The sequence below is a fragment of the Psychrobacter sp. AT9 genome, from assembly GCF_047272965.1.
GTDB lineage: Bacteria > Pseudomonadota > Gammaproteobacteria > Pseudomonadales > Moraxellaceae > Psychrobacter > Psychrobacter glaciei.
This window is the reverse complement of the sequence record NZ_JBKOTW010000001.1, coordinates 3,038,732-3,061,272: the sequence shown is the minus strand read 5'-3', so window position 1 is coordinate 3,061,272 and position 22,541 is coordinate 3,038,732. Positions and strand designations below refer to the sequence as shown.

General features: G+C 44.2%; 20 protein-coding genes and 1 pseudogene. 10 read left to right on the top strand and 11 right to left on the bottom strand.

Annotated features, from left to right (window positions below; all coding sequences use genetic code 11):
* Positions 1–112: 112 nt before the first annotated feature.
* Positions 113–955 (bottom strand): archaetidylserine decarboxylase, encoded by an 843-nt coding sequence (gene asd, locus ACMFL8_RS12800; protein ID WP_413191193.1) that lies wholly within the window; start codon positions 953–955, stop codon positions 113–115.
* Between the two features lie 116 nt (positions 956–1,071).
* Here asd and dtd point away from each other — a divergent pair, with 116 nt between their 5' ends.
* From dtd to phoR, 3 genes are all read left to right on the top strand, one after another.
* The gene (dtd, locus tag ACMFL8_RS12795) at positions 1,072–1,524 is read left to right on the top strand and encodes a D-aminoacyl-tRNA deacylase (RefSeq protein ID WP_201593198.1); all 453 of its coding nucleotides are present in this window, start codon (positions 1,072–1,074) and stop codon (positions 1,522–1,524) included.
* Positions 1,525–1,668: 144 nt separating this feature from the next.
* A complete protein-coding gene (gene phoB, locus ACMFL8_RS12790) occupies positions 1,669–2,373 on the top strand; it encodes a phosphate regulon transcriptional regulator PhoB (RefSeq protein WP_010200659.1) in 705 nt (234 codons plus the stop codon).
* 62 nt (positions 2,374–2,435) lie between these two features.
* A complete protein-coding gene (phoR, locus tag ACMFL8_RS12785) occupies positions 2,436–3,524 on the top strand; it encodes a phosphate regulon sensor histidine kinase PhoR (protein ID WP_227679659.1) in 1,089 nt (362 codons plus the stop codon).
* Here phoR and ACMFL8_RS12780 read toward each other — a convergent pair.
* Positions 3,521–4,111, bottom strand: coding sequence for a M23 family metallopeptidase (locus ACMFL8_RS12780; protein ID WP_413191192.1), 591 nt, complete (start codon positions 4,109–4,111; stop codon positions 3,521–3,523). The genes phoR and ACMFL8_RS12780 overlap by 4 nt on opposite strands.
* Before the next feature lie 180 nt (positions 4,112–4,291).
* On the opposite strand from ACMFL8_RS12780, the gene ACMFL8_RS12775 reads away from it, so the two are divergent.
* Positions 4,292–5,014: a putative quorum-sensing-regulated virulence factor gene (locus tag ACMFL8_RS12775; RefSeq protein WP_413191191.1), complete on the top strand. Its 723-nt coding sequence runs from the start codon at positions 4,292–4,294 to the stop codon at positions 5,012–5,014.
* A gap of 55 nt (positions 5,015–5,069) precedes the next feature.
* On the opposite strand, the gene ACMFL8_RS12770 is transcribed toward ACMFL8_RS12775, so the two are convergent.
* Entirely contained in the window at positions 5,070–6,023 is a 954-nt protein-coding gene (locus ACMFL8_RS12770) for an alpha/beta fold hydrolase (protein ID WP_413191190.1), read from the bottom strand.
* 505 nt (positions 6,024–6,528) lie between these two features.
* Here ACMFL8_RS12770 and ACMFL8_RS12765 point away from each other — a divergent pair.
* Complete coding sequence (locus ACMFL8_RS12765; protein WP_201593202.1) at positions 6,529–7,206, top strand: TIGR00730 family Rossman fold protein; 678 nt, start codon at positions 6,529–6,531, stop codon at positions 7,204–7,206.
* Positions 7,207–7,362: 156 nt separating this feature from the next.
* On the opposite strand, the gene ACMFL8_RS12760 is transcribed toward ACMFL8_RS12765, so the two are convergent.
* Positions 7,363–9,030, bottom strand: coding sequence for an FAD-dependent oxidoreductase (locus ACMFL8_RS12760; RefSeq protein WP_413191189.1), 1,668 nt, complete (start codon positions 9,028–9,030; stop codon positions 7,363–7,365).
* Positions 9,031–9,744: 714 nt separating this feature from the next.
* On the opposite strand from ACMFL8_RS12760, the gene ACMFL8_RS12755 reads away from it, so the two are divergent.
* Positions 9,745–10,179 carry a hypothetical protein gene (locus ACMFL8_RS12755; RefSeq protein ID WP_413191188.1) on the top strand — a complete coding sequence of 145 codons (435 nt, stop codon included), beginning with the start codon at positions 9,745–9,747 and terminating at the stop codon, positions 10,177–10,179.
* Positions 10,180–10,263: 84 nt separating this feature from the next.
* Here the strand turns inward: ACMFL8_RS12755 and ACMFL8_RS12750 are convergent.
* A pseudogene (locus ACMFL8_RS12750) lies at positions 10,264–10,800 on the bottom strand (YceI family protein).
* An 859-nt stretch (positions 10,801–11,659) separates the two neighbouring features.
* Here ACMFL8_RS12750 and ACMFL8_RS12745 point away from each other — a divergent pair.
* Complete coding sequence (locus ACMFL8_RS12745; protein WP_413191187.1) at positions 11,660–12,001, top strand: type B 50S ribosomal protein L31; 342 nt, start codon at positions 11,660–11,662, stop codon at positions 11,999–12,001.
* Positions 12,002–12,165: 164 nt separating this feature from the next.
* On the opposite strand, the gene ACMFL8_RS12740 is transcribed toward ACMFL8_RS12745, so the two are convergent.
* The 4 genes from ACMFL8_RS12740 to ACMFL8_RS12725 form a co-directional block, all read right to left on the bottom strand.
* Complete coding sequence (locus ACMFL8_RS12740) at positions 12,166–13,026, bottom strand: SGNH/GDSL hydrolase family protein (protein WP_413191186.1); 861 nt, start codon at positions 13,024–13,026, stop codon at positions 12,166–12,168.
* Positions 13,027–13,030: 4 nt separating this feature from the next.
* Positions 13,031–14,428, bottom strand: a complete 1,398-nt coding sequence (locus tag ACMFL8_RS12735; protein ID WP_413191185.1) for a nicotinate phosphoribosyltransferase — start codon at positions 14,426–14,428, stop codon at positions 13,031–13,033.
* Positions 14,429–14,727: 299 nt separating this feature from the next.
* A complete protein-coding gene (locus ACMFL8_RS12730; RefSeq protein WP_010200636.1) occupies positions 14,728–15,795 on the bottom strand; it encodes a bifunctional nicotinamide-nucleotide adenylyltransferase/Nudix hydroxylase in 1,068 nt (355 codons plus the stop codon).
* A gap of 112 nt (positions 15,796–15,907) precedes the next feature.
* Positions 15,908–16,882, bottom strand: coding sequence for an alpha/beta fold hydrolase (locus ACMFL8_RS12725; protein ID WP_413191184.1), 975 nt, complete (start codon positions 16,880–16,882; stop codon positions 15,908–15,910).
* Between the two features lie 471 nt (positions 16,883–17,353).
* Here ACMFL8_RS12725 and nfuA point away from each other — a divergent pair, with 471 nt between their 5' ends.
* Positions 17,354–18,034: a Fe-S biogenesis protein NfuA gene (gene nfuA / locus ACMFL8_RS12720; RefSeq protein ID WP_010200634.1), complete on the top strand. Its 681-nt coding sequence runs from the start codon at positions 17,354–17,356 to the stop codon at positions 18,032–18,034.
* Positions 18,035–18,319: 285 nt separating this feature from the next.
* Positions 18,320–19,594, top strand: a complete 1,275-nt coding sequence (locus tag ACMFL8_RS12715; RefSeq protein ID WP_413191401.1) for an O-acetylhomoserine aminocarboxypropyltransferase/cysteine synthase family protein — start codon at positions 18,320–18,322, stop codon at positions 19,592–19,594.
* 125 nt (positions 19,595–19,719) lie between these two features.
* On the opposite strand, the gene ACMFL8_RS12710 is transcribed toward ACMFL8_RS12715, so the two are convergent.
* Positions 19,720–20,739 carry an adenosine kinase gene (locus ACMFL8_RS12710; protein ID WP_010200631.1) on the bottom strand — a complete coding sequence of 340 codons (1,020 nt, stop codon included), beginning with the start codon at positions 20,737–20,739 and terminating at the stop codon, positions 19,720–19,722.
* Between the two features lie 52 nt (positions 20,740–20,791).
* Complete coding sequence (gene rsmI, locus ACMFL8_RS12705) at positions 20,792–21,748, bottom strand: 16S rRNA (cytidine(1402)-2'-O)-methyltransferase (RefSeq protein WP_413191183.1); 957 nt, start codon at positions 21,746–21,748, stop codon at positions 20,792–20,794.
* 124 nt (positions 21,749–21,872) lie between these two features.
* Here rsmI and ACMFL8_RS12700 point away from each other — a divergent pair, with 124 nt between their 5' ends.
* The gene (locus tag ACMFL8_RS12700) at positions 21,873–22,397 is read left to right on the top strand and encodes a YraN family protein (protein ID WP_413191182.1); all 525 of its coding nucleotides are present in this window, start codon (positions 21,873–21,875) and stop codon (positions 22,395–22,397) included.
* Positions 22,398–22,541: the final 144 nt, after the last annotated feature.

The following is a 22,541-nucleotide window of genomic DNA, read 5'->3' as shown; positions in this document are numbered from 1 at the left end:
AAACAAGCAATACAAAATGGAAGTAGTACAAACTAACAGCCATTAAAAAGCCCAGTCAAACGTCATTATCTACGTTTAACTGGGCTTTTCAGTATTATGAGCTTCTTACAAATTAAGCTTGCTGAGTTTTTGCTTGACCCAATAACTGTCCCATTTTTACCACGCTATTGGCTTTCATGCTGTCCTGCCAATCCGCTTTTGCGGCTTTTGGTAAAACGACAATCGCCGTTGAACCCAAATAAAAGCGTCCAAGCTCAGCGCCTTTTTCAAAGCTCATATTGTGCTCTGATTCTTGGATGTCCTCAGTGCGGCTGATTTTGCCAGTGGCGACGGTTTCGATACCAGCGACAATCATAGCGCCGACCATTACCACGGCAGCTTTGCCGTATTCTGTATCAAATAAACAAACCAAACGCTCATTACGAGCAAATAAATCCGGCACGTTAGCGGCCGTGGTATTATTGACAGAGAATAGTGTACCTGGCACATATCGGGTCTTAGTTAATGTACCCGCAAATGGCATATGCACACGGTGGTAATTACTGGGTGCGAGATAAACAGTCGCAAAGCTACCATCAGCGAAGTAGCTACCATCTTCGCTGTCAGCAAGTAATTGGCCAACATCATAATGACGACCTTTTGCCTGCAGTAATTTATGGTCTTCAATTTGACCTAGCTGCGAGATGATACCATCAGCAGGACTGACAATACCGTTGGCGCTGCTGTCGATAGTACGTGCATTTTCTTTGAGCTCACGGGTAAAAAAGTCATTAAAGCTCTCATAAGCATTAAAGCTCTGACGTTCATACTCACCTAAGCTGACGCCGTAAGCTTTGGCAAAGCCACGAATAAAGGCACGTTTGACGTACGGATGACGGCTGGCGGCTAGACGCCCAGCGACTTTACTCAGCTGCTGCTGCGGGACAAGCTGTTGTAAGGTGGTAAATACATTCATAATAAGGCTACCAAAATAGGATTGGAAATAAGAATAAAAATTAGGCAAGTTAATGGCTGTATTTTATCATGGACAGCATATTATTGTCTGAGCATAATCTGTTAAGGAATCAGTAAATGAAAGCACTTATACAACGAGTGAGCCATGCCAGCGTCGTCGTCGATCAGCATTGTATTGGCAAAATCGATCATGGGATATTGGCATATATTGGCTTGGGGCATGAAGATAGCCTGCAAACTGCCCAACGCATGATCGACAAAATCTTGGCCTATCGTATTTTTGAAAACGATGAAGATCCTGCCAAGGTCGGTAAACTGGATAAAAATGTGCAACAGGTCTGTGGCGGACTACTGTTGGTGTCGCAGTTTACCTTGATGGCAAAAACAGACAAGGGTCGTCGCCCTGACTTTGGTGGCGCGATGGCACCTGATGCTGCTCAAGTGCTGTTTGCACAACTGGTTGATTATGCCAACACTCAGCATCACAATGTTGCCACTGGTCAGTTTGGCGCTGATATGCAAGTTGCCAGCGTCAATGATGGGCCCTTAAACTTTTTATTAGAAGTATAAAAATTATCTGTCATCAAGCTGTCATAATTAGTCCGTTTAATAAGTAGAAACGGGCGAGTGTTTATCGCCTCTTTCTGTATCTTGATTTTTTGAATGCTAACTTTTTGAACGCTGATATTTTGACTATAATAATAAGGTTGCCGTATGTACAATGAGCAAATTTTGATCGTCGAGGATGAGCCTGCGATTCGTGAAATGATTGTGATGACGTTAGAGATGGCTGGATTTGATAGTTTACAGGCTGCCGACGCATCAGAGGCGCATCAGCAAGTGGTCGATCACCGTCCGGCGCTCATATTATTGGATTGGATGCTGACCGGCGAAAAAAGTGGTATTGATTTTTGTCGTATGCTCAAGAACGACGATTTGCTCGCTGAGATACCGGTTATTATGCTAACGGCCAAAAGTGAGGAAGACAGTAAGGTTCATGGTCTTGATGCGGGTGCTGATGACTATATGACCAAGCCTTTTTCGACACGGGAATTAATCTCAAGAATCAAGGCAGTGCTACGTCGTAGTAGTACATTGAGCGCCGACAAGCCTATCGAAATCGGCAAGCTTAGCTTAGATCCCAAAAGCCAGCGCGTAACGGCGGCAGGTCAGCTCATTGATATCGGCCCGACAGAGTATCGGTTGTTAGCATTTTTTATGAGTCATCCAGAGCGTGCGTATACACGGACACAGCTGCTAGATCAGGTTTGGGGCGGCAATGTCTATATTGAAGATCGAACGATTGATGTCCATATTCGGCGTTTACGTAAATTACTACAGCCTTATGACTGTGCTACGCTGATACAAACGGTGCGCGGTACTGGGTATCGGTTTTCCAGCTTGATTGAATCCAATTAGACCAAGACAGAACAAGTCGTGGCAAGCGTAAAACAACGCAGAAGACAGTAGTAAGGATAACGATGACGATAATGCCGATAAAAAATGAGCAACAGGGTGAGCAAGCGCAAGTTGCCCAGCACAATACAACAAATCAACTCAAAAAAATCCGCAGTGCCTTACTAGCACTACGGGATGCGGTCATTTTGCTCAATGATGATGATGGTTTGGAATGGTGGAATCAGGCAGCGGAAGATTTATTGTTATTGCAGTCAAGCAACAAAGGTCAAAGCATTTTTGACTTTATCACCGTGCCTGAATTTCGCCAGTATTATCAGGCTATCACGCCACCGAGCGATGGTGTGCACATGGTGTCATGGCGAGACCCTAAACGTTATCTAAAGTGTGAACTGACGCCTTTCGGCGATGAAAAACTACTGATAATTTATGATGTGACCCGCTTGCAGCATTTGGAGCAAATGCGCCGTGACTTTGTGGCCAATGTCTCGCATGAGCTGCGTACGCCATTGACCGTACTGATGGGCTATCTAGAAAATTTCTCTGATCAAGAGGATATGCCCCCGCAGTGGCGGCGTGGCTTTGAGCTAATGACCCAGCAGACTGCTCGTATGAATAGGATTGTAAATGACTTATTGCTATTGTCTCGCATCGAAATAGAAGAGACGCATGAGCTAAATGATATCGATATGACCAAGTTACTGACGCATATCTATGATGATGCGCAGGCGTATAACCAAGAATATGGTCATACTATTCATTTGCAGATAGACACTTATGATGGATTGTATGGCTCAGAGATGTACTTAACAAGCGCCTTATCCAATTTGGTGATTAATGCTATAAAATACACGCCAAAGGGTGGCAACATCGCTATCAGCTGGACAAAAACATCGGAAGGCTGCCGCTTTGCCGTCGAAGATGATGGTCTCGGTATTGCGCCCCAACATATCGAGCGCTTGACGGAACGCTTCTATCGCATCGATAGCGGACGCAGTCGTGCTACGGGTGGTACAGGCTTAGGGTTGGCAATTGTAAAACATGTCTTATATCAACATGAGGCGCAACTAACCATAGAGTCGGTAGAAGGCAAAGGCTCGACCTTTAGTGCAGTATTTCCTAGCGCTTATGTACGTTCTGCCGATGCGCCTTAATCTTTTTGTAAAAGTGGGTAGGGGTTCACTGCGCTGCCATTGATATAAATACCATAATGCACATGGGTTGGCGTTCCTTTAGCATTACCGCTGTTGCCAACATAGCCAATGATATCACCAGCATTGACCCAGTCATTGGGTACGATGTCGGCATAATCCTCTAGATGGGCGTAATAATGTCCTGCGCCGCCCGGTCCGACCACCACTACCACGCGTCCCCCTAATGTATTTTCGCCAACTTTGCTGACAATGCCTTGCGTCGTAGCTTGTATCGGTGTGCCCCGCGCTGCAAAAATATCGATGCCCTCATGGGAGCGCCCTTGGCTACGTGCTGCGCCCCAAGTATCGGTTAGATGCTGCTCTGGTAGTGGACTGGGTAGGCTGTTTTCTACTGGCAACGCTTGTTGCAATAAACTCAGTTGCTGCCATTTTGCCACGACAAACGACTGTGTCTGTTGGCTAATGCTAGGTAGTAATTTATCAAAGATAAATAACAGTGCTAGTAACACCGTAGCCCTTATTATTAGGCTTAGCAAACGGCTGAATAGTGTTGGCTTTGGTGGTCGATTATTGCCATCTGCTAGCATTGATGTCTCTTATATATCTGATGTAGTTTGAGTTAGTATTATAAAACCCCTATCTTCCAAGGTGTGTATAGCATTGTTATCTATGGTTTTTACCCCCATAAATACAAGTACAATAGATAGAGTTTTATCTATTTATTGTTCCTATTCAGCCACGATGGTGCTATTGATGGTTAAATTTTTATGACTGATGCTTTTAATTCTGCGGACATTTCTACCATGGCTGATACGGCGCTGGTTATCGATACCGAAACCGATCAAGGCCGTGACCCACGACCGATTCAGGTGGCGACTATCAATGTAGCCAGCGAATTTGAGTGGATGAAATATTTCAACAGTGGTCGCTCGATATCTCCAATCGTCATCAGGGTGCATGGTATTACGGATGAAGATGTGGCTGGGCTTGAGCGTTTTGATTTGGAGCAATTTGAATTGCCCAAATATTTAATTGGTCACAACGTACGTTTTGATTGGCGGGTGATTGGCAGTCCCTCTGCCAAGCTGATTTGTACCGTGAGGCTGGCGCGCGTGGCCTTCCCAGAGTGGAGCGGCTACAGTCAATCTAAGTGTATCGAGCAATTATTGGGCAAGTCTGAGGCGAGCAGAATGACGATAGCCGCTCATGACGCGCTAGGTGACGCGCGTATGTGCTACTTACTTTATCAAGCTTGCTGTGAGCGTCTAGAGATTGCGCCGACGGATTTTGCGGCGGCACATGCTATCTCTAACAAAGCCAATCCCGTGAGCAAGATGCCCTTTGGTAAGTATAAAGGGGCGCTGATTAAAGACGTGCCCATCAACTATGTGAAATGGATGCTCGGTAACATCCATAACATGCAACCGTCGCTTTATTCAGCGTTGACGAAGCGTATTAAGGCAGCAGACGTAGAAAATGCAAAAGAGTAAAGCGCATTATCAGCCGTTCTATTTTTATTCATGCTTGAAGCTGTAGTTTTGGAAGTTATTGTTGCTGATTTAACCAATCTACCGCCATTTGCCATAACTCAGGTGCCTTGGCATTGGTTCGACCACTAAAATAACGCATATGACCGATACTGCTTAATCCAAAATCTTTCGGCTCAAAAAAGCGTTTTTCGACCGGCATCTTTGTATAGACGCGAATCATGTCGTCGATGTTTTTGCTATTCGCAATTTCGTCATCGCTAAAGCCTAACCACAGTGCTGGCATGCGAATGTCATCATAAAAATGCGTGTGAATACTTTTGCCAAAGGCAGTCTTTATATAACCTGAGCCATTGCACCATTCGCGCCACTGACGAGCCACGCCGCGTGGTAGCGGCTCACCCATGCCGATTTTATCTGATGGGGTGTAACCTAATGCGAAATTCGTGACAGGAATGAACGCATCCATAAAACCCATCGCTTTAATTTTATACGGCATGTCCATGTTCTTGATACAACCTGACGAGCAAGCGACATTGAACACCGAGGCGATAGCGTTATAATTGCGCATCAGACCAATCAGCTGACCGCCTGCGCTGTGACCGATGAGATGGTAAGAAGCATCAGGAAATTCATCTTGCAACGCATCGAGGACGGCTGGCATGTCATGACGACCCCAACTTATCAGTGAGGAATCACATTTGGCCAAATCGGTTGCTAGTGACTCGCCGATACCTTCGTTGTCAAAGGTCAGGACACCAAAGCCCTGCGCTGCTAGATGGCTCGCAAAATTATGATAAAACTGACGCTTGATACCAGTGGCAGGCGCTATCATGACAGCGGCTTTGACCGTTTCTGTAGGGCGATAAACCGTTGCTGCCAACGCTTGATTACGCTCAGTCATGATACTTAGTGAGTAGCTGCCGTTATCGTCGTTGCTTTCATGGTCATTATTAGCGTCGATTGTGTCACCTTGTTGCGTTCTAGAAGATGGCGCATGATTATTATGCATAAAAATACCTTGATAATTTTTGTCGTTTTTATTGAAGATTGATGAATGTGGATCTACAACGTTTTATAGCAAGTCAGTGCTAAAAAATGTAGTCATTGCGTAGCGATAAATCGTTGCTACCGCGTGATAGCACGGCTTATGTTAAGATAAACGCTAGCAAATAGCAGGATGATGAGCGTTATTTGATTTTCTCTGTCAGCAACCAGATTTATGCTATTTTTACTGACCACTTATAAAAAAAAATATAAAAATCACAAATAGGTGTGAGTTTAACGGATGCTTATTATGCGTAATTAATAGACTGCTGACAATACTTTAGACCTTATCAGAACGCCTCATCATAAGCTCTTATCAGCAAAGCGCAGAAAGAGTAAAAGGTGGCAGCACTACAGAATACAGCGAGTTAACGTTAGTGATAAACGTCATATTGTGTCATTCTAACAAACGATAAACCCCTTTACCGAACCATTCAATACAATAATCTAAGCAAACTTAGGAGCGTTATATGCAAATGAAAATTAATAATGAAAATTATGAAGTTATTACCAGCCAAGATATCACTCATATCGAAAAAGCCGTGGATAAATCAACATTAGCGATGCCGCTGGTGGCTGTTTATTGTGGGTCACGACTGGGTAATAGTGAGGTTTATGAGCAAGCAGCCCGTGAGCTTGGTCGTGCTCTAGCAGAAAATGGGTTGGGTTTGGTTTATGGCGGTGCCAGTATTGGTCTAATGGGTGCAGTGGCTGACGACGTTATCAAAGGCGGCGCGCAAGCTGTTGGTGTGATTCCTACCTTTATGCTCAAACACGAAATCGCCCATGAGGGTCTGACTCGTCTGCATCTGACCGATACCATGCACACGCGTAAGACGGTCATGGCAGAGTACGCCGATGCTTTTATTACTTTACCCGGTGGTCTTGGTACACTCGAAGAGATTATGGAAATCGCCACATGGCGTCAGCTGTACCAACATGAAAAGCCGATGATTATTCTGAATATTAATGGCTTTTATGATCGCATGATTGAGCACTTAAAATATACCACGGAACAAGGCTTTATGAAGCAGCAAGATCTTGAGCGTTTGGTAGTTTGTAATACCATCGCTGAAGCGATTGATTTGTTACGGACAATCGTGACGATAGATGATGCGATCGATACTGAAAAAATGGCGGGCAATTAAATATAGGTAGATCAGAATATAAGCTGTTAAATGGTCTCATTGTATATAAGAAAAAAGGAGGTCGTCGCTAATCACTAGCGACGACCTCCTTTTTTCTATACTCTTTAGCGTTGGTTTCTACCAGATTTATCGAACGTATTAACAGACGGCAAACGCCTAAGGCTGAGCTGGTGTTAAATTCTCTAACGCCATTTCGCGAATGCTATGATTGACATCAGCCATCGCCGCTGGGAAACCACGATCTTCGGCCAAGACGCGTGCCACTTTATCAATCGTTAAGCGGTCATTATGGGCCAAGTATGACCATTCATGCGCATGGCGACTACGATTTTCTGCTGTGTCATTGTCTATTAAGCCAAGAGTCGTCAATTCATTAACGATTTGATCAGCAGCAATTAAGGTGGACGACGCTTTTACATTCTCCGCGCGGGCGTAGCGTATATTAGAGTACAAACTCACATCTGCTACCCGCAAGGTATCGTCCTGCCCCGGAATTTGCTGCCCGCCGTATAAGGCATTACCGACGGTGCGCGCACTGTTAAAGGTAGGCACAAACTCTGCTACGTACTCAATCGCTTGCTGGCTACGGGCTTGTAGCGGTGCTTTGTCCCAGCCATCTTCGATATAATGTACATACTGAGGCGGTAATTGAGGTTGTGCACTGGCTTTATCAGAAGCGACCAAGCCGTCAGTAAATAAAGTGATGGCTTTACTCATACCGTGGATTTGAAAGTAACCGCCTGGATAAGGCGTTAGCTGCGCCATACCCTCTGGCGTGCCGCGACTGCCATACACGATAATCTCGGGTATTTGTCCACCAGCGTCACCCCAGTGCGTGATATAAGAAGATTTGAACTCAACCATACGCTCGACTTTGACACCGACCATATCGTCGATAACACCAGTGCGAAAGCCACAAGCATTGACCAAGTAATCGACTTCGATAGACTCAGGTTGAGACCGGCTCGCTTGTTTGTAATCGACGCGCCATTTTGTGACATGGTGATCAGCATTGGTACAGTTCTCACAATCCACAGGCATGACTTGCTTAATTTCCGTATTGGTAAAGACATGCGCATGCTCATAGCCTTCTAAGGCGAGTTGAGCAGAAGCGGCTAAACGAAAAATATTCCAGCCATACTCTTGCACGACAATGAGCGGAAACTTCACTTTGTTCAAGTCCAGATATTTGGCAACTGGTATCACCCATTCGTCAACCGTGCTCGGTATCGCAACTTGCTCACGTTCAGACAGAGCAATCAGTTGCTCATGACTATAGAGCTGATAGTAGTTTTCCGGTTCGCCCAGTACTTTGTTATTGCTGTCTTGTGCGATGAGCTCGCGATAAGCATTCGTCAAGATATCGAGACGCGGGAGCAAGTCTTCGGGCAAGCCTTCGTCGCGCGTTGGGACAGCAAATACGGTTGGACGTACATCGATGGTATAAGGATAAAGGCGCAGAATATCAATACACTGCTTAAGCAAAGCAACGCAATCTTCGTCAGGGATTTCACGGTATAGATTACCACCCGCGTGCAAATGGCACATTGGTGGACCATCGATAAGCGACTTTTTCTTTTCAAAGACGTAGGTCTCAAGCCCTAATGCAGCGAGGCGAATAGCAATCGTTGCCCCTGCAGTACCGCCGCCTAGAATGCCGACGCGTTTTTTAGATAGCTCGTCCTTTGTGGCAGCCGCTGCTGTATCAAGTTTAGTCTCTGAAAATTCGATATCTTTGAGATCAATATCTTGAGCATCAGTATTCTGCGATTCAGTATCGTGCAGGATGGCTTGAGAGGCGTTTTTGCTAAAATTATCGGTCATTGTCGTTGTTATATCCTTGATAGCATCAGCGTCGGGACATGCTCTGCTTATTCATATAATTGTTTGGGCATATAAGTTTCTGATCATGTCAGTATCTTGAATCTTGTTGTAGCTATTGATATGCGTGCGGATACAGTCAAGTTCAACATTCATATGAGACCGCTATAGTCATACTTTCGATTATATGGCTCTTCTCATATACTGCTTATCATTTATAGCGCTATTTTACGAAAACCTATTGTGCATATGATGGCAAATACGTAAGTAGATGCATTAGTTTTGTCAACAAATTGCGATGGACTGTCCTGACCATGAAAAACAAAAATAGAAATGAGATGCCTAGCATCATTCAAGTATCATCACTATTTTGAACGTCCATCAACATGAAATACCTTCACTCATAAGATTCACGTCATGGTTTACTAATTTGTAATATTCGCAGGTTTTTGTAAGTTTATATTCTGGAAAAAACGACCGTTTTAGAGCATATGCTATAGTAAAACGACTTGAAATCCTCTGTGAGAGTAAAGCGTATGAAAGTAAAGCCTATGAAAGTAAAGCAACTGTCTGAGCGTATGACTTAACTATCGCACAAATCAGCAGATTGCAATATTGATAATTAATGAACACCATGTTCAATAAAAATTTAGTTCAATAAAAATTTAGATTAATGAGATGTTTTTTTTAAATACTTTTAAATACAAGGAAGTGATTATGAAACGTATTCTGATGTTATCTGCTCTAGCCAGTGTGTTGACCGTAACGGGTTGTTCGACGCTAAACAATGTGTTTGGCAATGACGACTCAGGCATGCATGACGTACAAGCTACCATGAGCAATAAAGCGCCAGTTGCCAGTATGAATGGGATGTTAGTGGATGCCACCAACAAAATGACGCTATATACCTTTGACAAAGACTCCATGAACAAATCAGAGTGTGGCTCAGCATGTCTATTAGCTTGGCCAGCTTTTATGGCTCCTAGCAATGCCCAAGCTTCTGGTGAGTTTGCCGCTTTCCAACGGGAAGACGGTAAATATCAATGGGCTGTCAATGGTAAGCCTTTATACTTTTATGCCAATGATACAAAAGTTGGCGATACCGACGGCGATAACAAGCTTGGCGTTTGGCACATTGTTAAAACTAAATAAAACAAGTAGGTTTCAAGTTGAAAAAAAGCAGCCATCATAGTGGCTGCTTTTTTAGGTAAAGGTTTTTTAAAAAGTATTTCAGCGCTATTTTGTTGTTTTCTGTACCAATTCACCATCGATTTGAATGGGAACAGCGGTAGTAATGCCGGCAGCAAATGCCGTCATACCATAGGCTGCGCGATCAATGATACCAGTAGCACGAAAACCGATGACTGGCTCTTTCGTAAGAGGGCTGTTGGCGATTTTATTTAACGTTACATCTAGTGTGAGGGGCTTGGTTTGGCCAAGCATGGTGAAATCACCCGTTACTTTGGCTTGTTGTGGGTTACTAAAAGTGACTTAGGTAGATTTAAAAGTCATCGCTGGGTATTTAGCCACATTAAAAAATTCATCCGTTCTTAGATGCTTATCACGGGCATCCCAATTGGTATCGATACTATCGGTTGCAATTGTAAAGCTCATATTGGTTTTGCTAGGGGCTTTGATATCGTAATTGACCACACCTTGCACATCATTAAAGCGACCCATGGTCGTTGAAAACCCTAAGTGATTGACAGAAAAACCAACACGGGTATGTGAGTCATCTAATTGCCATTGGCTAGGTAATGCCGCGCTTGCCATGGTGGTGACCGCAAGTGCTGAGCTGATGAGTAGGGCTTTCGTGGTAGTTTTTAGGGCAGTATTTATCATTGTTTATTATCCTTATTTAGTGACTGTTAATGAGGAGTACTTCATTTAATAACCGTTAATTTAACGATGATTAATTTACGAGTATTAAATGGTCACTGAGGTGACGTTTGTCATAATAGCAGTAAGTATTTATAAAAGCAGGCTATGGGCAACACGGCTAATATTTTATGAATCTTAATACTAAAAACTCAATACTAGGGCGTGTCCTCAATTCAATTGATCATATCTAAACGGGCTAAAAATGGCTAAATTTTGCCAAGCATCGTTAAATAGCTGGTTAATATCCTGATATTATCTGCGCTATTTTCCTCGTTTGACTGCAATTTATCTCATTTTTATCACCATTTTTAAAATGAGGACACGCCCTAAAAAGCAGGTATTATTTAAATAATCTACAAATTTTGTCGTTATTAAGTGGTTTATCTAATCAAATATTATAATAGCATAGAATACTTATCTCAATAACATTGTCAGTTTGCTGGTGCTTTATCCTCTATGATGATCGCAACTGCTGCTTGCATCAAACGCCAAAAACCGTTAAAATCGCGGTTTAATTTTCCCGCTGGGGAAGGCTAGGTAAGCAGAGGTATGGTGTTGGGTGCTGGAATAAGCCAGTGACGCAGCTGCCAGCCTTGCAAACGTCCTTAGTGCCTCAGTTACGTATGCTCAGTTTTATAAGTGCTTTTTTATGAGAGCTTCTTTATAAGAACTTTTTTATAAGAGTTTCTTTATAAAGGCTTCGACACATTGTCAATAAAACTGTAAATACATCGGACATAGAGAGTTTATTATGCGTAAAGATATCCATCCTGATTACCAAGAAGTTTTGTTCCACGACACTAACGCTGACGTGTTCTTTTTGACTCGTTCAACGGCTAAAACCAAAGCCACTCGTGAATACGAAGGTAAAGAATACCCATACTACCCACTTGATATCTCAAGTGCGTCGCATCCATTCTATACTGGTGAGCAACGTAAAACTTCTACCGAAGGTCGTGTTGCTAGCTTTAACAAACGCTTTGGTGCGTTTGGTGGCCGTAACAAGAAAGCTGCTGATTCTACTGAACAAGCTGCTGATTCTACTGAACAAGCTGCTGATTCTACTGAACAAGCTGCTGATTCTGCTGAATAAGTTACGCTTATCGCGTCAATTTATTTTGCTAAGCCATAAAAAACCGCTGATTATTCAGCGGTTTTTTTTGTTTAAAATTCAACGGTAAGTTTTATGTTATTAAATCTTGAGCTGTCATTTTTCAAGCTGTCATTTTTGAGATATCAGCTTTGAGATACTAGCTTTTAGAAAGCAGGGCTGCTCAGTTCGGCAGCTGATGAATTAAGCAACTTGACAATGAGCTCTGCCAACTGCTGCGCCCAGTAGCCATACATTAAACTACTAGGGTGGAAGCCATCACTGGCAAACATCACTTTGATATCAATTGGCATGCCCTTAGAGTGCTCTTCTATCATCCTTGGAAAATCAGTGGCCATATAAGTGACACCCTCATTACTTGCACATACTTGTTGTAATGTTGCATCAAGCATTGAAGCTTTAGCACCGACGAAGTTATTCAAAGGGGCAGGTATCGCAGGCATTTGCGCCATAGGCGGCAGACTCAAAAAAATCAATTGCCGTACGCCAAATTTACGCTGAGCGATCGCAACAATATCTTCGATTTGCTGCTGCCATTTACCCACAGAGACGTTCGAGGTGGTGTCATTGACGCCAACACTTAGCACCATTACATCGATGGGGTGGTTAGGCGCGGGCAGCACATAAAGCCTGCGCAAGATATCAAAGCTGGTATGTCCGGTGGTCGCTTGCAACGACCAGACCAAGTTAGCAAACTGAGTATTAATCACGGATTGCTGCGCTAAGATTGGCATCAAATTACCAACGAGTGCCTCATGCTGTGTCTGACTACCAACACCCGCTGCTGCTGAATCGCCAACGATCATGAGATTTAGCGTGTGCTTGGTCTTATTTTCAGTATTAGCAATGGTATCAGTCGGTTTGCCTAATTGAATATGTCCGTGTCGCTCTCCGTTTGGCTCAGGCAAGCGCACCGTATCACGCTTGATTTTGCGGCCTTGATAAAGATAAACAGGGGCGAGTAAGACGTCGCGTGCAACCGACGCCATTTTATTACTATTTATCATATTGCTACCATCCTGCACGCTCCCGAATTGTAGTGAGGCTGTCTTCTACCAGTAATTTGCCATCGACATACACGTCACGTAACAGGTTATCTGCACCAGCGGGTAGATCATCCGCTTTGATGGTTGTTGGCTGTCCGTTACTGTCTTCGACCAACGCCAAGCGACCTTTTTTTGAGCGTTTTGAGCGGCTAGTGATAGGGTCTTTATAAATGTCTTTCCATGCGCCATCGATAGAGATGGCACTGGCTTTCATCGCCCAGCTCATGGTATCGCGATTGACTTGTTGCAGTAATCCACCACCCATACCAAAGGTCACGTTTTCGGCGCTAAATCCTGCCTTCATGACCACGTCGATAATTTTGCTCAAGCTTTGCGGACTAATACCATCCCCTTGGATGACACGTACATAATCTGGCAAAACTTTGTAGCCTTTGCTATTAACCGTCGTGCCAAACTTCACTGCCAAGCGCTCCAGTGCCTCGCGGACTACTTTAGCAGGCTCACCACTATCAGGTCTGATGACTAAAGTACCGCCCATGTTTTTTACGTCGTCCTTCAAACTGCCACCCCAAATATTGTCAATGGCGTTCCATAAGTCATAGCTATCAGAGACCACTGAAAAGCTCTTACCCGCCCCACCAAACTGCTCAATCATATTGGCAAAAGCAGCAGTTTCGCTATCACGACCCCATGCAGTCATGGTGCTATGCTCAGCGGCAGGGATAGAAAAGGCAGGCATGTCTTTATCCATTTGATACCAGCGACTGGCAGCCACCAAAGCGGTCATGGAATCTGTACCGGCAAAATTTACCAAATGAGCAAGACTACCAAGTGCCACGGACTCCTGACTAGACGCACCGCGCGAACCAAAGTCATGCAAGCGAAAGGTTAATGACTCAGTATTATCCGCTGATTTTTCTAGCGCTTGACGAATGATGCCTTTGCAATAGTGCGAGACACTAGCAACGGTCGACGGATACCAGATAGCACGGAGTAATGCCGTTTCGATATAGCTTGGTAGCCAATAGAATTCTGGGTCGGTATTGATAATCTGACAGACCACATTGGATACTGGAACGATGCTGCCTTCAGGTATGGCTTCGATACGTAGTGGCAAATAGCCGCCATGTTTATCAACTAAGCGTTCCCAACCTGCACGATTAAAGGTCAAGCCATGCGCTTGAATCAGTATTTCGGCTTCATCAATATCTTGGTGGGTAATAGGGGTACTCAGGTATTCTTTAATAAAGGCTTGCAGACCAAAGAACACCACATCGTAATCGCCTTTACGCGCTTCAATATAGCTGGATAGATACTCACTACCTTTTGGATATTGCACCCAATGTGAGGTTTTATAGCTGTCGCTATTTAAGATTAAATTATTTAAATTACTGGTATACATCACAGAACTCCTCTGCTTTGAGTGAAATGGACGACTCGCATCATTGTTGAGCCTTAAATGGACTAAAAGTATTTTATGTACATTAGCATCAATTTATTGTTCAACAGTCTAACGGCTCATCCATTGACAGCATCTAGTAAGGATAACTAAATGCTGATTAGTAACCCTTGCCGTCTATCGGCTTGGGCGGTGAAAATATAAGTGGCACTGATAAAACCAAACTTATAAGGTAAATTATATAGAGTGTCATTGATTGAAAATGAGTCATTAATGCACTAAACAGTCAATGACACAACGTCTTACAAGCCAACCATTTTAGTGATAATCGCATAGTGATCTTCGAACATCATGGTGGCATCCAATTCGGCAAGCGGTAACCAAAACGCTTTGGCCGCGTCATCACCGCCTTTTACTTTGGGCAGACCTTTTGGATCGTTTTTTAGCTGAAAGTAAAAGGCTTGGGTAATCGTGCGACCACGCGCTGAGCGGTAAGGGTCGTCAAAGGTATGTTGACTATGACAAGAGCCGCGTAATACTGGCTCTGGGACTTTAAGGCGCGTCTCTTCGCGTAGCTCACGGATACAGGCATCAAAGAGCGTCTCTTTTGGATTCAAGAAACCACCGGGCAGTGCCCATAGTCCGCGCCCTGGCATGCTGCGACGTTCTACTAACAGAATATGACCTGACTGGACGACCAAGGCATCAGCGGTCATAAAGGTAGGTGGATAAGGCGCAGACTCCCACTGTCTTTTATACTTATCAACGAAGTCAGCTTCTTCGTGCAGCTGCTGATAATCCTCGGTTTTTTTGAAGTCATTTAGGACGTTGCGGGTCGACTCAGGGGTGCGCTCAGGCGTTGGTGTGGCACCCATGAGATAGCTGTCCCGAATAGGGGTCGCCGATAGATTGTGATAATTGGGTACAGAGACCGACGCCCAGTTGGGGAATAGCGATAAATAATACGATGAGCTGTCTTTTGAATGACCAATGAGACCAATATCGGTCTGCAAGTCGCCAGTGACAGATTTGACACCTGCTTGCACGTATTGCAGCCAGCGTGTGTCATTGTAAAGCGCATCATCGAGTCCAACGCAGTGAATACGCGCGGCATCTGCTGTTGAATACGCGTCTTTAATCATCGCAGCGCGCTCAGCCACGCTAAAGGGGTTGCGTAAGCTACGTGGTAAGTTTGCGGAGCCGATCAGCATGATGACATTGTCGGCACGCTTCAATGCTTCATCCACGACCGCTTTATGCCCGCAATGAAACGGCTGAAAGCGCCCAATAAACACCAAATAACGATAGTGTTTTTTGTCCTGTTTATCTGGGTTTTGTGTATCTAGATTTTGCTCTGATAATCCACTCATAGACGCCACTTTCCTACGACTTATTTTTTATTGGTTAAAAATTGATGACGCTAATACTGACACAGCCTATGACTTTCTGACAAGTATAAAGATGTGTAGGGGTGTGTCATCGTTACCTTGCATGCTTCTCTATCCATGCGGTCACCGTTGGCCAAATCTCTGTAGCAGCATTACGGCTTATCATAATGCGGCTATGGGTATAATCATCCAAGTCTCCATGGTCAAGGGAATATTCTCGAAAGACGTTTTTTGGGTTAGCAAACTTATCAAAAAACAACTGACAGCCACGGGTTGGCGAAATAAAATGGTCACCTTTGGCACTGATCGCATAGATAGGCGTGGTAATCATTGACATGTGTTGTCGATAATCGAAGTGGCTGTTATTAGATACAGTATTAGATACAGTATTTTCATCAATCGTCGTTGTTTCAAATTCATTTTGTTTGATGAAACTGCTTTTAAAGTCTTTGTTCAGGTTCCAGTCGTACCACTGGTTCATCGTATAATAGCTTTCGTTAAAAGGACCCATTTTAAGCTTCTTAGCTGGGATAAAGCCTAGTAGTCTCGTAAATACTTTGGCTGCGAGAATTTTAGTGTAGCTAATCGGGTTCGATACTGCGCCATAAACTTGACAGGCAAACATACTGATGCTGTTGATGTGGTCAATATACTGGGGGTTTTGGATTAAAAACATGGTTAGGCAGGCACCGCCGCCACTGTGGGTGACGCAGTGTAGATTATCCAGTTTTAACTCAGCAAATAAGTAACGAAAGGTGGCCTCAAAATCATAAGTTGCGACGGTTTCGAAGTTGAATTTGTCTGTTGGTATCGAGCTCGCACCATGACCGCGCCATTCCATAATGTAGCAATGATGACCAAGCTGCGCCAGATAGTGGGCGATTCTTAAACAAGTCTGTTTGTCCGAAAAGGTACCGTGGGTCAACAGAATATTTTGTGCTTTTACCCTAGGCGCATTGGTGGTAAGAATATCAGTCTTCTTTTCATCTTTTGCAGTATCCACAATCTTCCAAATTGCTATTTTTTCGCCGTCTTTGGTGCTTACCAGTTTTAGGGTTTCTGTCATCATAAAGCGGTCTCGTCTAGATTGTTTTGTTATGGCATCGTTTATGACATCATTTATTGTATGGTTAATACTGAGTAGCACGATATGTCTACTCGGCAATCCCTAATACACTTTCATCCTTGATAATCAATCAAGCAGCCTTAATATAAACAATAGCAGACGCGGTGTGGGTAGTTAAATAATTTTGCGTCGCATTTTTAGCATCACCTCTTTATATCTTTTATGTCACCATTAAAAAAACCAATAGTGACTATTTATAACGGTCACGCTTTAATTCGCAGTAGCGCAGTCGGAATTATCGACTGAATGCGCTATAATAGTGGTTATAAAATCATCAAACCTTTATCAAGATTGCCGTTAGAGCACTATAATATCAACCGTTATGCTTGATAACTGTTAAACCAAATTGCCCAAATTCACGACACAGCAGCTATGACAGCAGTCGCGTTTGTGTCATAACGCATAGGAAAAATTATGAGTGAGCACAATCAAGCCAGCCAATCAGATCAATCTGCAGACTATGAATCAGCGCTAGATACTGAGCAAGCAGAAACGAAAAGTAATATTACCATTACCGAGTCAGCCCAAGGTTATTTGGCCGATTTACTGTCCAAGCAAGATACCGACGGTATCGGTGTGCGTATCTTCGTCGAGCATCCTGGTACGCCGCGTGCCGAATGCTGTATGGCTTATAACCAACCGGGCGAAGAAGACAGTGCTGATCTACGTTTTACCTACGATGATTTCTCTGCTTTTATTGAAGCGTCGTCAGTCCCTTATTTAGAAGATGCGGTCATTGACTACAATAAAGATCGTTTCGGTGGTCAGCTAACTTTCCGCGCGCCAAACTCTAAAATGCCAAAAGTGGGTGCTGATGCCAGCGTAGAAGAGCGTATCAACTACGTATTACAGTCTGAGATTAACCCAGGCTTAGCGGCGCATGGTGGTGACGTACAGTTGCTTGAGTTGATTGATGAAGAAGGCGTTGGTCTCACTGCTGTATTGAAATTCGGTGGTGGTTGCCAAGGCTGTTCAGCCGTTGATATGACCTTGCGTCAAGGCGTTGAAGTACAGCTAAAGCAGCAAATACCAGAGCTGACACAAGTCATCGATGAGACGGATCATACTCGTACTGAAAATGCTTATTACAAATAAGTGGTAAGTATCAATACAATCAGAAGTAGATTGAAATAGGGTTACTTATGCTGGGTGGTTATTAATAAACCCAACATTGGCTATTCTTTTCATAAAGAAGCTGGGTTATGATTAACTCAGCTTTTTTTTATGGCTATCATTTATAAGATGGCTTTTTTAGAGATTATTGGTCAATTGATACCTTTAAATGATCTATTTTGATTGATGCTTTTTTTAGTGACTACCAAGGAGTTTGTTATGAGTGATGGACAACCAGAGACCAATTCAGAGAACGGCACAAAACCAATGCAGCGCTTAGAGACCTTAGCGATTCATGCGGGTTATAGTGTTGAGCCAACGACCAAAGCCGTCGCTGTGCCTATTTATCACACCAGCTCGTATGCGTTTGATAATACCCAGCATGGCGCAGATTTGTTTGATTTAAAAGTCGCGGGTAATATTTATACGCGCATTATGAACCCAACCAATGCGGTTTTAGAAGAGCGTGTTGCGGCGCTTGAAGGCGGTATCGGCGCGCTTGCCGTAGCATCTGGTATGGCTGCCATCACTTATGCGATTCAAACCATCTGTGAAGCGGGTGACAACATCGTTGCTGTATCGACCTTGTATGGCGGTACTTACAATTTATTTGCCCATGCTTTGCCGCGTCAAGGTATCGAAGTCCGCTTCTTTGACCACAAAAACCCTGAGGCGATTCGTGATTTAATTGATGATAAAACCAAGATGGTCTTTGCTGAAAGTATCGGTAATCCACTGGGTAATATTATTGATATTCAAGCACTCAGTGACATCGCGCACGAATATGGTGTGCCGGTGGTGATTGATAGTACGGTTGCCACGCCAGCGATTTGCCGTCCGTTTGAGTTTGGCGCGGATATTGTCATTCATTCATTGACCAAATATATGAGTGGTACGGGCACCTCGATTGGTGGCGCGATTGTCGATAGTGGGACTTTCCCTTGGGGCGATTACCCTGAGCGTTTCCCATTGCTGAACACGCCAGATCACAGTTATCACGGTGTGAACTTCGTCAAGGACGTTGGTGCAGCGGCCTTTATCGCTCGTGCTCGCGTGGCACCGCTGCGTAATACTGGCGCGGCACTTAGTCCATTAAATGCTTTTGGTATTTTGCAAGGTATGGAGACGCTGAGCTTGCGTATGGAGCGTCATGTACAGAACGCCCAAGCAGTGGCTGAATACCTTCGTGACCATGATAAAGTTGCTTGGGTAAAGTATGCGGGTCTGCCAGATCATCCTGAGCACGAGCTTGCAAAGAAATACATGAAGGGTACGCCCTCAGCTATTTTGACCTTTGGGGTAAAAGGTGGCCTTGAAGCTGGGGCGCGCTTTATTGATGCGTTGCAGCTGATTACGCGTTTAGTCAACATTGGTGATGCCAAATCATTGGCGTGTCATCCAGCGACGACCACACATCGTCAGTTGAACGAGCAAGAGTTAGAGAATGCTGGTGTGAGTACTGATATGGTGCGATTGTCGATTGGTATTGAACATATCGACGATATCAAAGCCGATTTAGAACAGGCATTAGCCTCGGCTTAATCTGCAAGTTTCTTATTTCTTAATAATTTTCTTAACAATAAAATAATTTGCAAAAGAAAAAGCCCATGTCGATTTGATATGGGCTTTTTTATTAGGGCTGTGACGTCCTAAAATATGTTCAGAGATTAAGCAGACAGTACCCGTTTGGCAATCTCTTTATAATCCTGCGGCATGAGTCGTGGGCCAAATTGTTGAATAACTTGTGCTGACACTTCGCTGGCAAGATGACCACATTCTGGTAAGGTGTACTGCTGCGATAAAGCGTATAAGAACGCCCCCGCATAGTTGTCGCCAGCCCCATTGGTATCGATGACATTGGCAACGACTGGCGTAGCAATATCATGCACCACAATCTCTGACTCGGCATCAGGTTTATGAGCGATAACAGCGCCTTTTTCGCCATCCGTCACTACCGCAATTTGGCAATGTTCAAGTAAGGCACGCGCGGCTGCTTTGACTTGTTTTTTATCCGTAAAGAGCTTGGCTTCTTCACTATTACAAAATATCACTGCCACTTTGTTGCCCAGCATATTGAGCAAACCGTCTTTGGCAAATTTAACCACCGCTGGATCAGCGAAGCTCACCGCAATCTTTGCATTATGAATGCCAGCTTGCTGACGTAACTGAGTCATGGCTGGCTGGATGCCCTCGGACATGGCTAAATAGCCTTCTAGATATAACCAATCTGCTTGCGTTAGCGCATCAAAATCGACGTTATCAGCGACAATATCGCTTGAGGTGCCTAGATAAGTCTGCATGGTGCGTTCACCGTCTTCTGTAACGGCAACCACACAAGATCCAGTTACACCGCCTTCATGGATAGATTTGTCTGAGGTAGCGACGCCTGCTTCGTGCAAGTCCCTGAGGTAAAAGGCGCCTTGATCATCATCGCCCACACGGCAAGCATAAAACGGCTTGCCACCTAAGCTGGCAAAGGCGTACATGGTATTGGCTGCTGAGCCGCCACCCGCTTGTTTTGATGGCGCAATTTGTGCAAGTTGGAAGTAGGCCAACAGTTGCTGCTGCTCTTCGATACCTGCCAAGGTCATATTGCCTTTGGTCAGCTCTGTCTCTTCCAACGCTGCATCAGATAGCACATATTCGTGGTCAACCAAGGCATTCCCTATCGCCATTACATCGTACATTGCTCACTTCTCCTCAATTAAATTATAAACGCTTATCTTTTATATTCGAAAGTCATTCAGCTTGTAGATCAAGCAAACGCTGATAGAGGGCATTCTTTTTGACACCCGTAATATCGGACGCCAATGCAGCGGCTTTTTTGACCGATAAATCCTCTAACAATCTTTGCAATAATTTGTCATGGATGCTGATATCGTCAGTATCTTGTGCCGCATCAACGCCAGCGACCACCACGACTATTTCGCCACGCTGCTGATTATCATCTGCTTTGACAAACTCAACCAAGTCGCCTAGCGTACTCTTACGGACGGTCTCAAAGGTTTTGGTCAATTCGCGGCAAAAAGCCACGTCGCGATCTGCGCCAAATATCGTCGCCATATCTTCTAAGCTGGTAATAATACGATGCGGTGCTTCATAAAATATCAATGTTTCGGTACGCGAGGTGAGGGCACTCAGTTGTTTTTGGCGACCATGGGTTTTCGCTGGTAAAAAACCAATAAAGCTAAAACGGTCTGACGGTAATCCCGCTACAGACAATGCAGCAATCGCCGCAGAAGCGCCAACGATAGGCGACACAGTAACCCCAGCAGCATGGGCAGCTTGCACCAATTGATAACCAGGGTCACTGACCAGCGGCGTACCGGCATCACTGATTAAGGCGACCGAATGACCTTGCTGAATCATCTCAATAATTTTAGGCGTTTGAATGGCGCTATTGTGCTCATGGTATGCCCAAAGCTTATTGTGTCCTTTTTGCTTGCCTACAGCCTCAGAATCATCCAAGTTATTATGAGTGGCTGGCGCTTTGGTATCGTCCGTTTTACTGCTTTTTTTATCTTTAGTGTCGATGCCAAAATGCGACAACAGCTTACCTGATGTGCGGGTGTCTTCGCAGGCAATGATAGCGACTTGCTTTAAGATATCAACCGCATGCGGTGTCATATCGGTAAGATTGCCAATCGGCGTGGCAACGATATATAGGCAAGCTGGCATCGCAGTAGGGGTAGACATAAAACCTCGAAGTATTAAAAACTGGAATTAAAAAATAAGATGGCGCTGACATTTATCATATATCGTTCAGGTAAATAGTGAACAATCAATAATGACAAAAGGGCGCAAAAGTGGTTAGTTTAGCATGTTGTGCTATGATAATTATGAAATGTTGGCCAGACCCATGGACGCTATGGCAGATCATAAACCTTTGACCCTTACTTCACCAAAACAGCGCCAAGGCAGCCGCTTTGAACAACGAGCGTGTGAGTTTTTACAAGCGCAAGGATTACAGCTGATTGCACAAAACTGGCAGCAGCCTAAAGTTGGTGAGTTAGATTTAATAATGCTAGAGACGGGGCAGGCGTGGTCGACGCTGGTATTTATTGAAGTACGTCAGCGTCAGCATTCAGGTTTTGGTGACGCCGCGCTTAGCGTCACGGCAAGCAAACAACGTAAAATTATAAAGACGGCTCGTTATTTTTTACAAGTGCACCCTGAGTATAGTCATTATGAGTGCCGCTTTGATGTGATTGCTTATGATACGAATAAGGTTAATACTCACAGCATTGCTGTAAATAATACGGATAAAAATAACAGGGATTTTACGAATAAATTGAAGAGTCAGACAGAATGGCTAAAAGGCGCTTTTATAGCCAGCGCATGGTAATAGTGCGTTTTGACTGTGTTAGCAAACAGGCAAAGAAAGTACGACCCCATGTTATCGTTACCAAAAACCTAACCGCCCACCGTAAAAATTAAGTAAAGTGATTGAAAGAAAATGGCTAGTCGTAGAAACAACGACGTTAGCGAT

What these genes read in the sequence shown, in the direction of transcription:
- asd (WP_413191193.1), bottom strand. Translation starts at nt 955, where the DNA reads ATGAATGTATTTACCACCTTACAACAGCTTGTCCCGCAGCAGCAGCTG.
- dtd (WP_201593198.1), top strand. Translation starts at nt 1,072, where the DNA reads ATGAAAGCACTTATACAACGAGTGAGCCATGCCAGCGTCGTCGTCGAT.
- phoB (WP_010200659.1), top strand. Translation starts at nt 1,669, where the DNA reads ATGTACAATGAGCAAATTTTGATCGTCGAGGATGAGCCTGCGATTCGT.
- phoR (WP_227679659.1), top strand. Translation starts at nt 2,436, where the DNA reads ATGACGATAATGCCGATAAAAAATGAGCAACAGGGTGAGCAAGCGCAA.
- ACMFL8_RS12780 (WP_413191192.1), bottom strand. Translation starts at nt 4,111, where the DNA reads ATGCTAGCAGATGGCAATAATCGACCACCAAAGCCAACACTATTCAGC.
- ACMFL8_RS12775 (WP_413191191.1), top strand. Translation starts at nt 4,292, where the DNA reads ATGACTGATGCTTTTAATTCTGCGGACATTTCTACCATGGCTGATACG.
- ACMFL8_RS12770 (WP_413191190.1), bottom strand. Translation starts at nt 6,023, where the DNA reads ATGCATAATAATCATGCGCCATCTTCTAGAACGCAACAAGGTGACACA.
- ACMFL8_RS12765 (WP_201593202.1), top strand. Translation starts at nt 6,529, where the DNA reads ATGCAAATGAAAATTAATAATGAAAATTATGAAGTTATTACCAGCCAA.
- ACMFL8_RS12760 (WP_413191189.1), bottom strand. Translation starts at nt 9,030, where the DNA reads ATGACCGATAATTTTAGCAAAAACGCCTCTCAAGCCATCCTGCACGAT.
- ACMFL8_RS12755 (WP_413191188.1), top strand. Translation starts at nt 9,745, where the DNA reads ATGAAACGTATTCTGATGTTATCTGCTCTAGCCAGTGTGTTGACCGTA.
- ACMFL8_RS12745 (WP_413191187.1), top strand. Translation starts at nt 11,660, where the DNA reads ATGCGTAAAGATATCCATCCTGATTACCAAGAAGTTTTGTTCCACGAC.
- ACMFL8_RS12740 (WP_413191186.1), bottom strand. Translation starts at nt 13,026, where the DNA reads ATGATAAATAGTAATAAAATGGCGTCGGTTGCACGCGACGTCTTACTC.
- ACMFL8_RS12735 (WP_413191185.1), bottom strand. Translation starts at nt 14,428, where the DNA reads ATGTATACCAGTAATTTAAATAATTTAATCTTAAATAGCGACAGCTAT.
- ACMFL8_RS12730 (WP_010200636.1), bottom strand. Translation starts at nt 15,795, where the DNA reads ATGAGTGGATTATCAGAGCAAAATCTAGATACACAAAACCCAGATAAA.
- ACMFL8_RS12725 (WP_413191184.1), bottom strand. Translation starts at nt 16,882, where the DNA reads ATGATGACAGAAACCCTAAAACTGGTAAGCACCAAAGACGGCGAAAAA.
- nfuA (WP_010200634.1), top strand. Translation starts at nt 17,354, where the DNA reads ATGAGTGAGCACAATCAAGCCAGCCAATCAGATCAATCTGCAGACTAT.
- ACMFL8_RS12715 (WP_413191401.1), top strand. Translation starts at nt 18,320, where the DNA reads ATGCAGCGCTTAGAGACCTTAGCGATTCATGCGGGTTATAGTGTTGAG.
- ACMFL8_RS12710 (WP_010200631.1), bottom strand. Translation starts at nt 20,739, where the DNA reads ATGTACGATGTAATGGCGATAGGGAATGCCTTGGTTGACCACGAATAT.
- rsmI (WP_413191183.1), bottom strand. Translation starts at nt 21,748, where the DNA reads ATGTCTACCCCTACTGCGATGCCAGCTTGCCTATATATCGTTGCCACG.
- ACMFL8_RS12700 (WP_413191182.1), top strand. Translation starts at nt 21,873, where the DNA reads ATGTTGTGCTATGATAATTATGAAATGTTGGCCAGACCCATGGACGCT.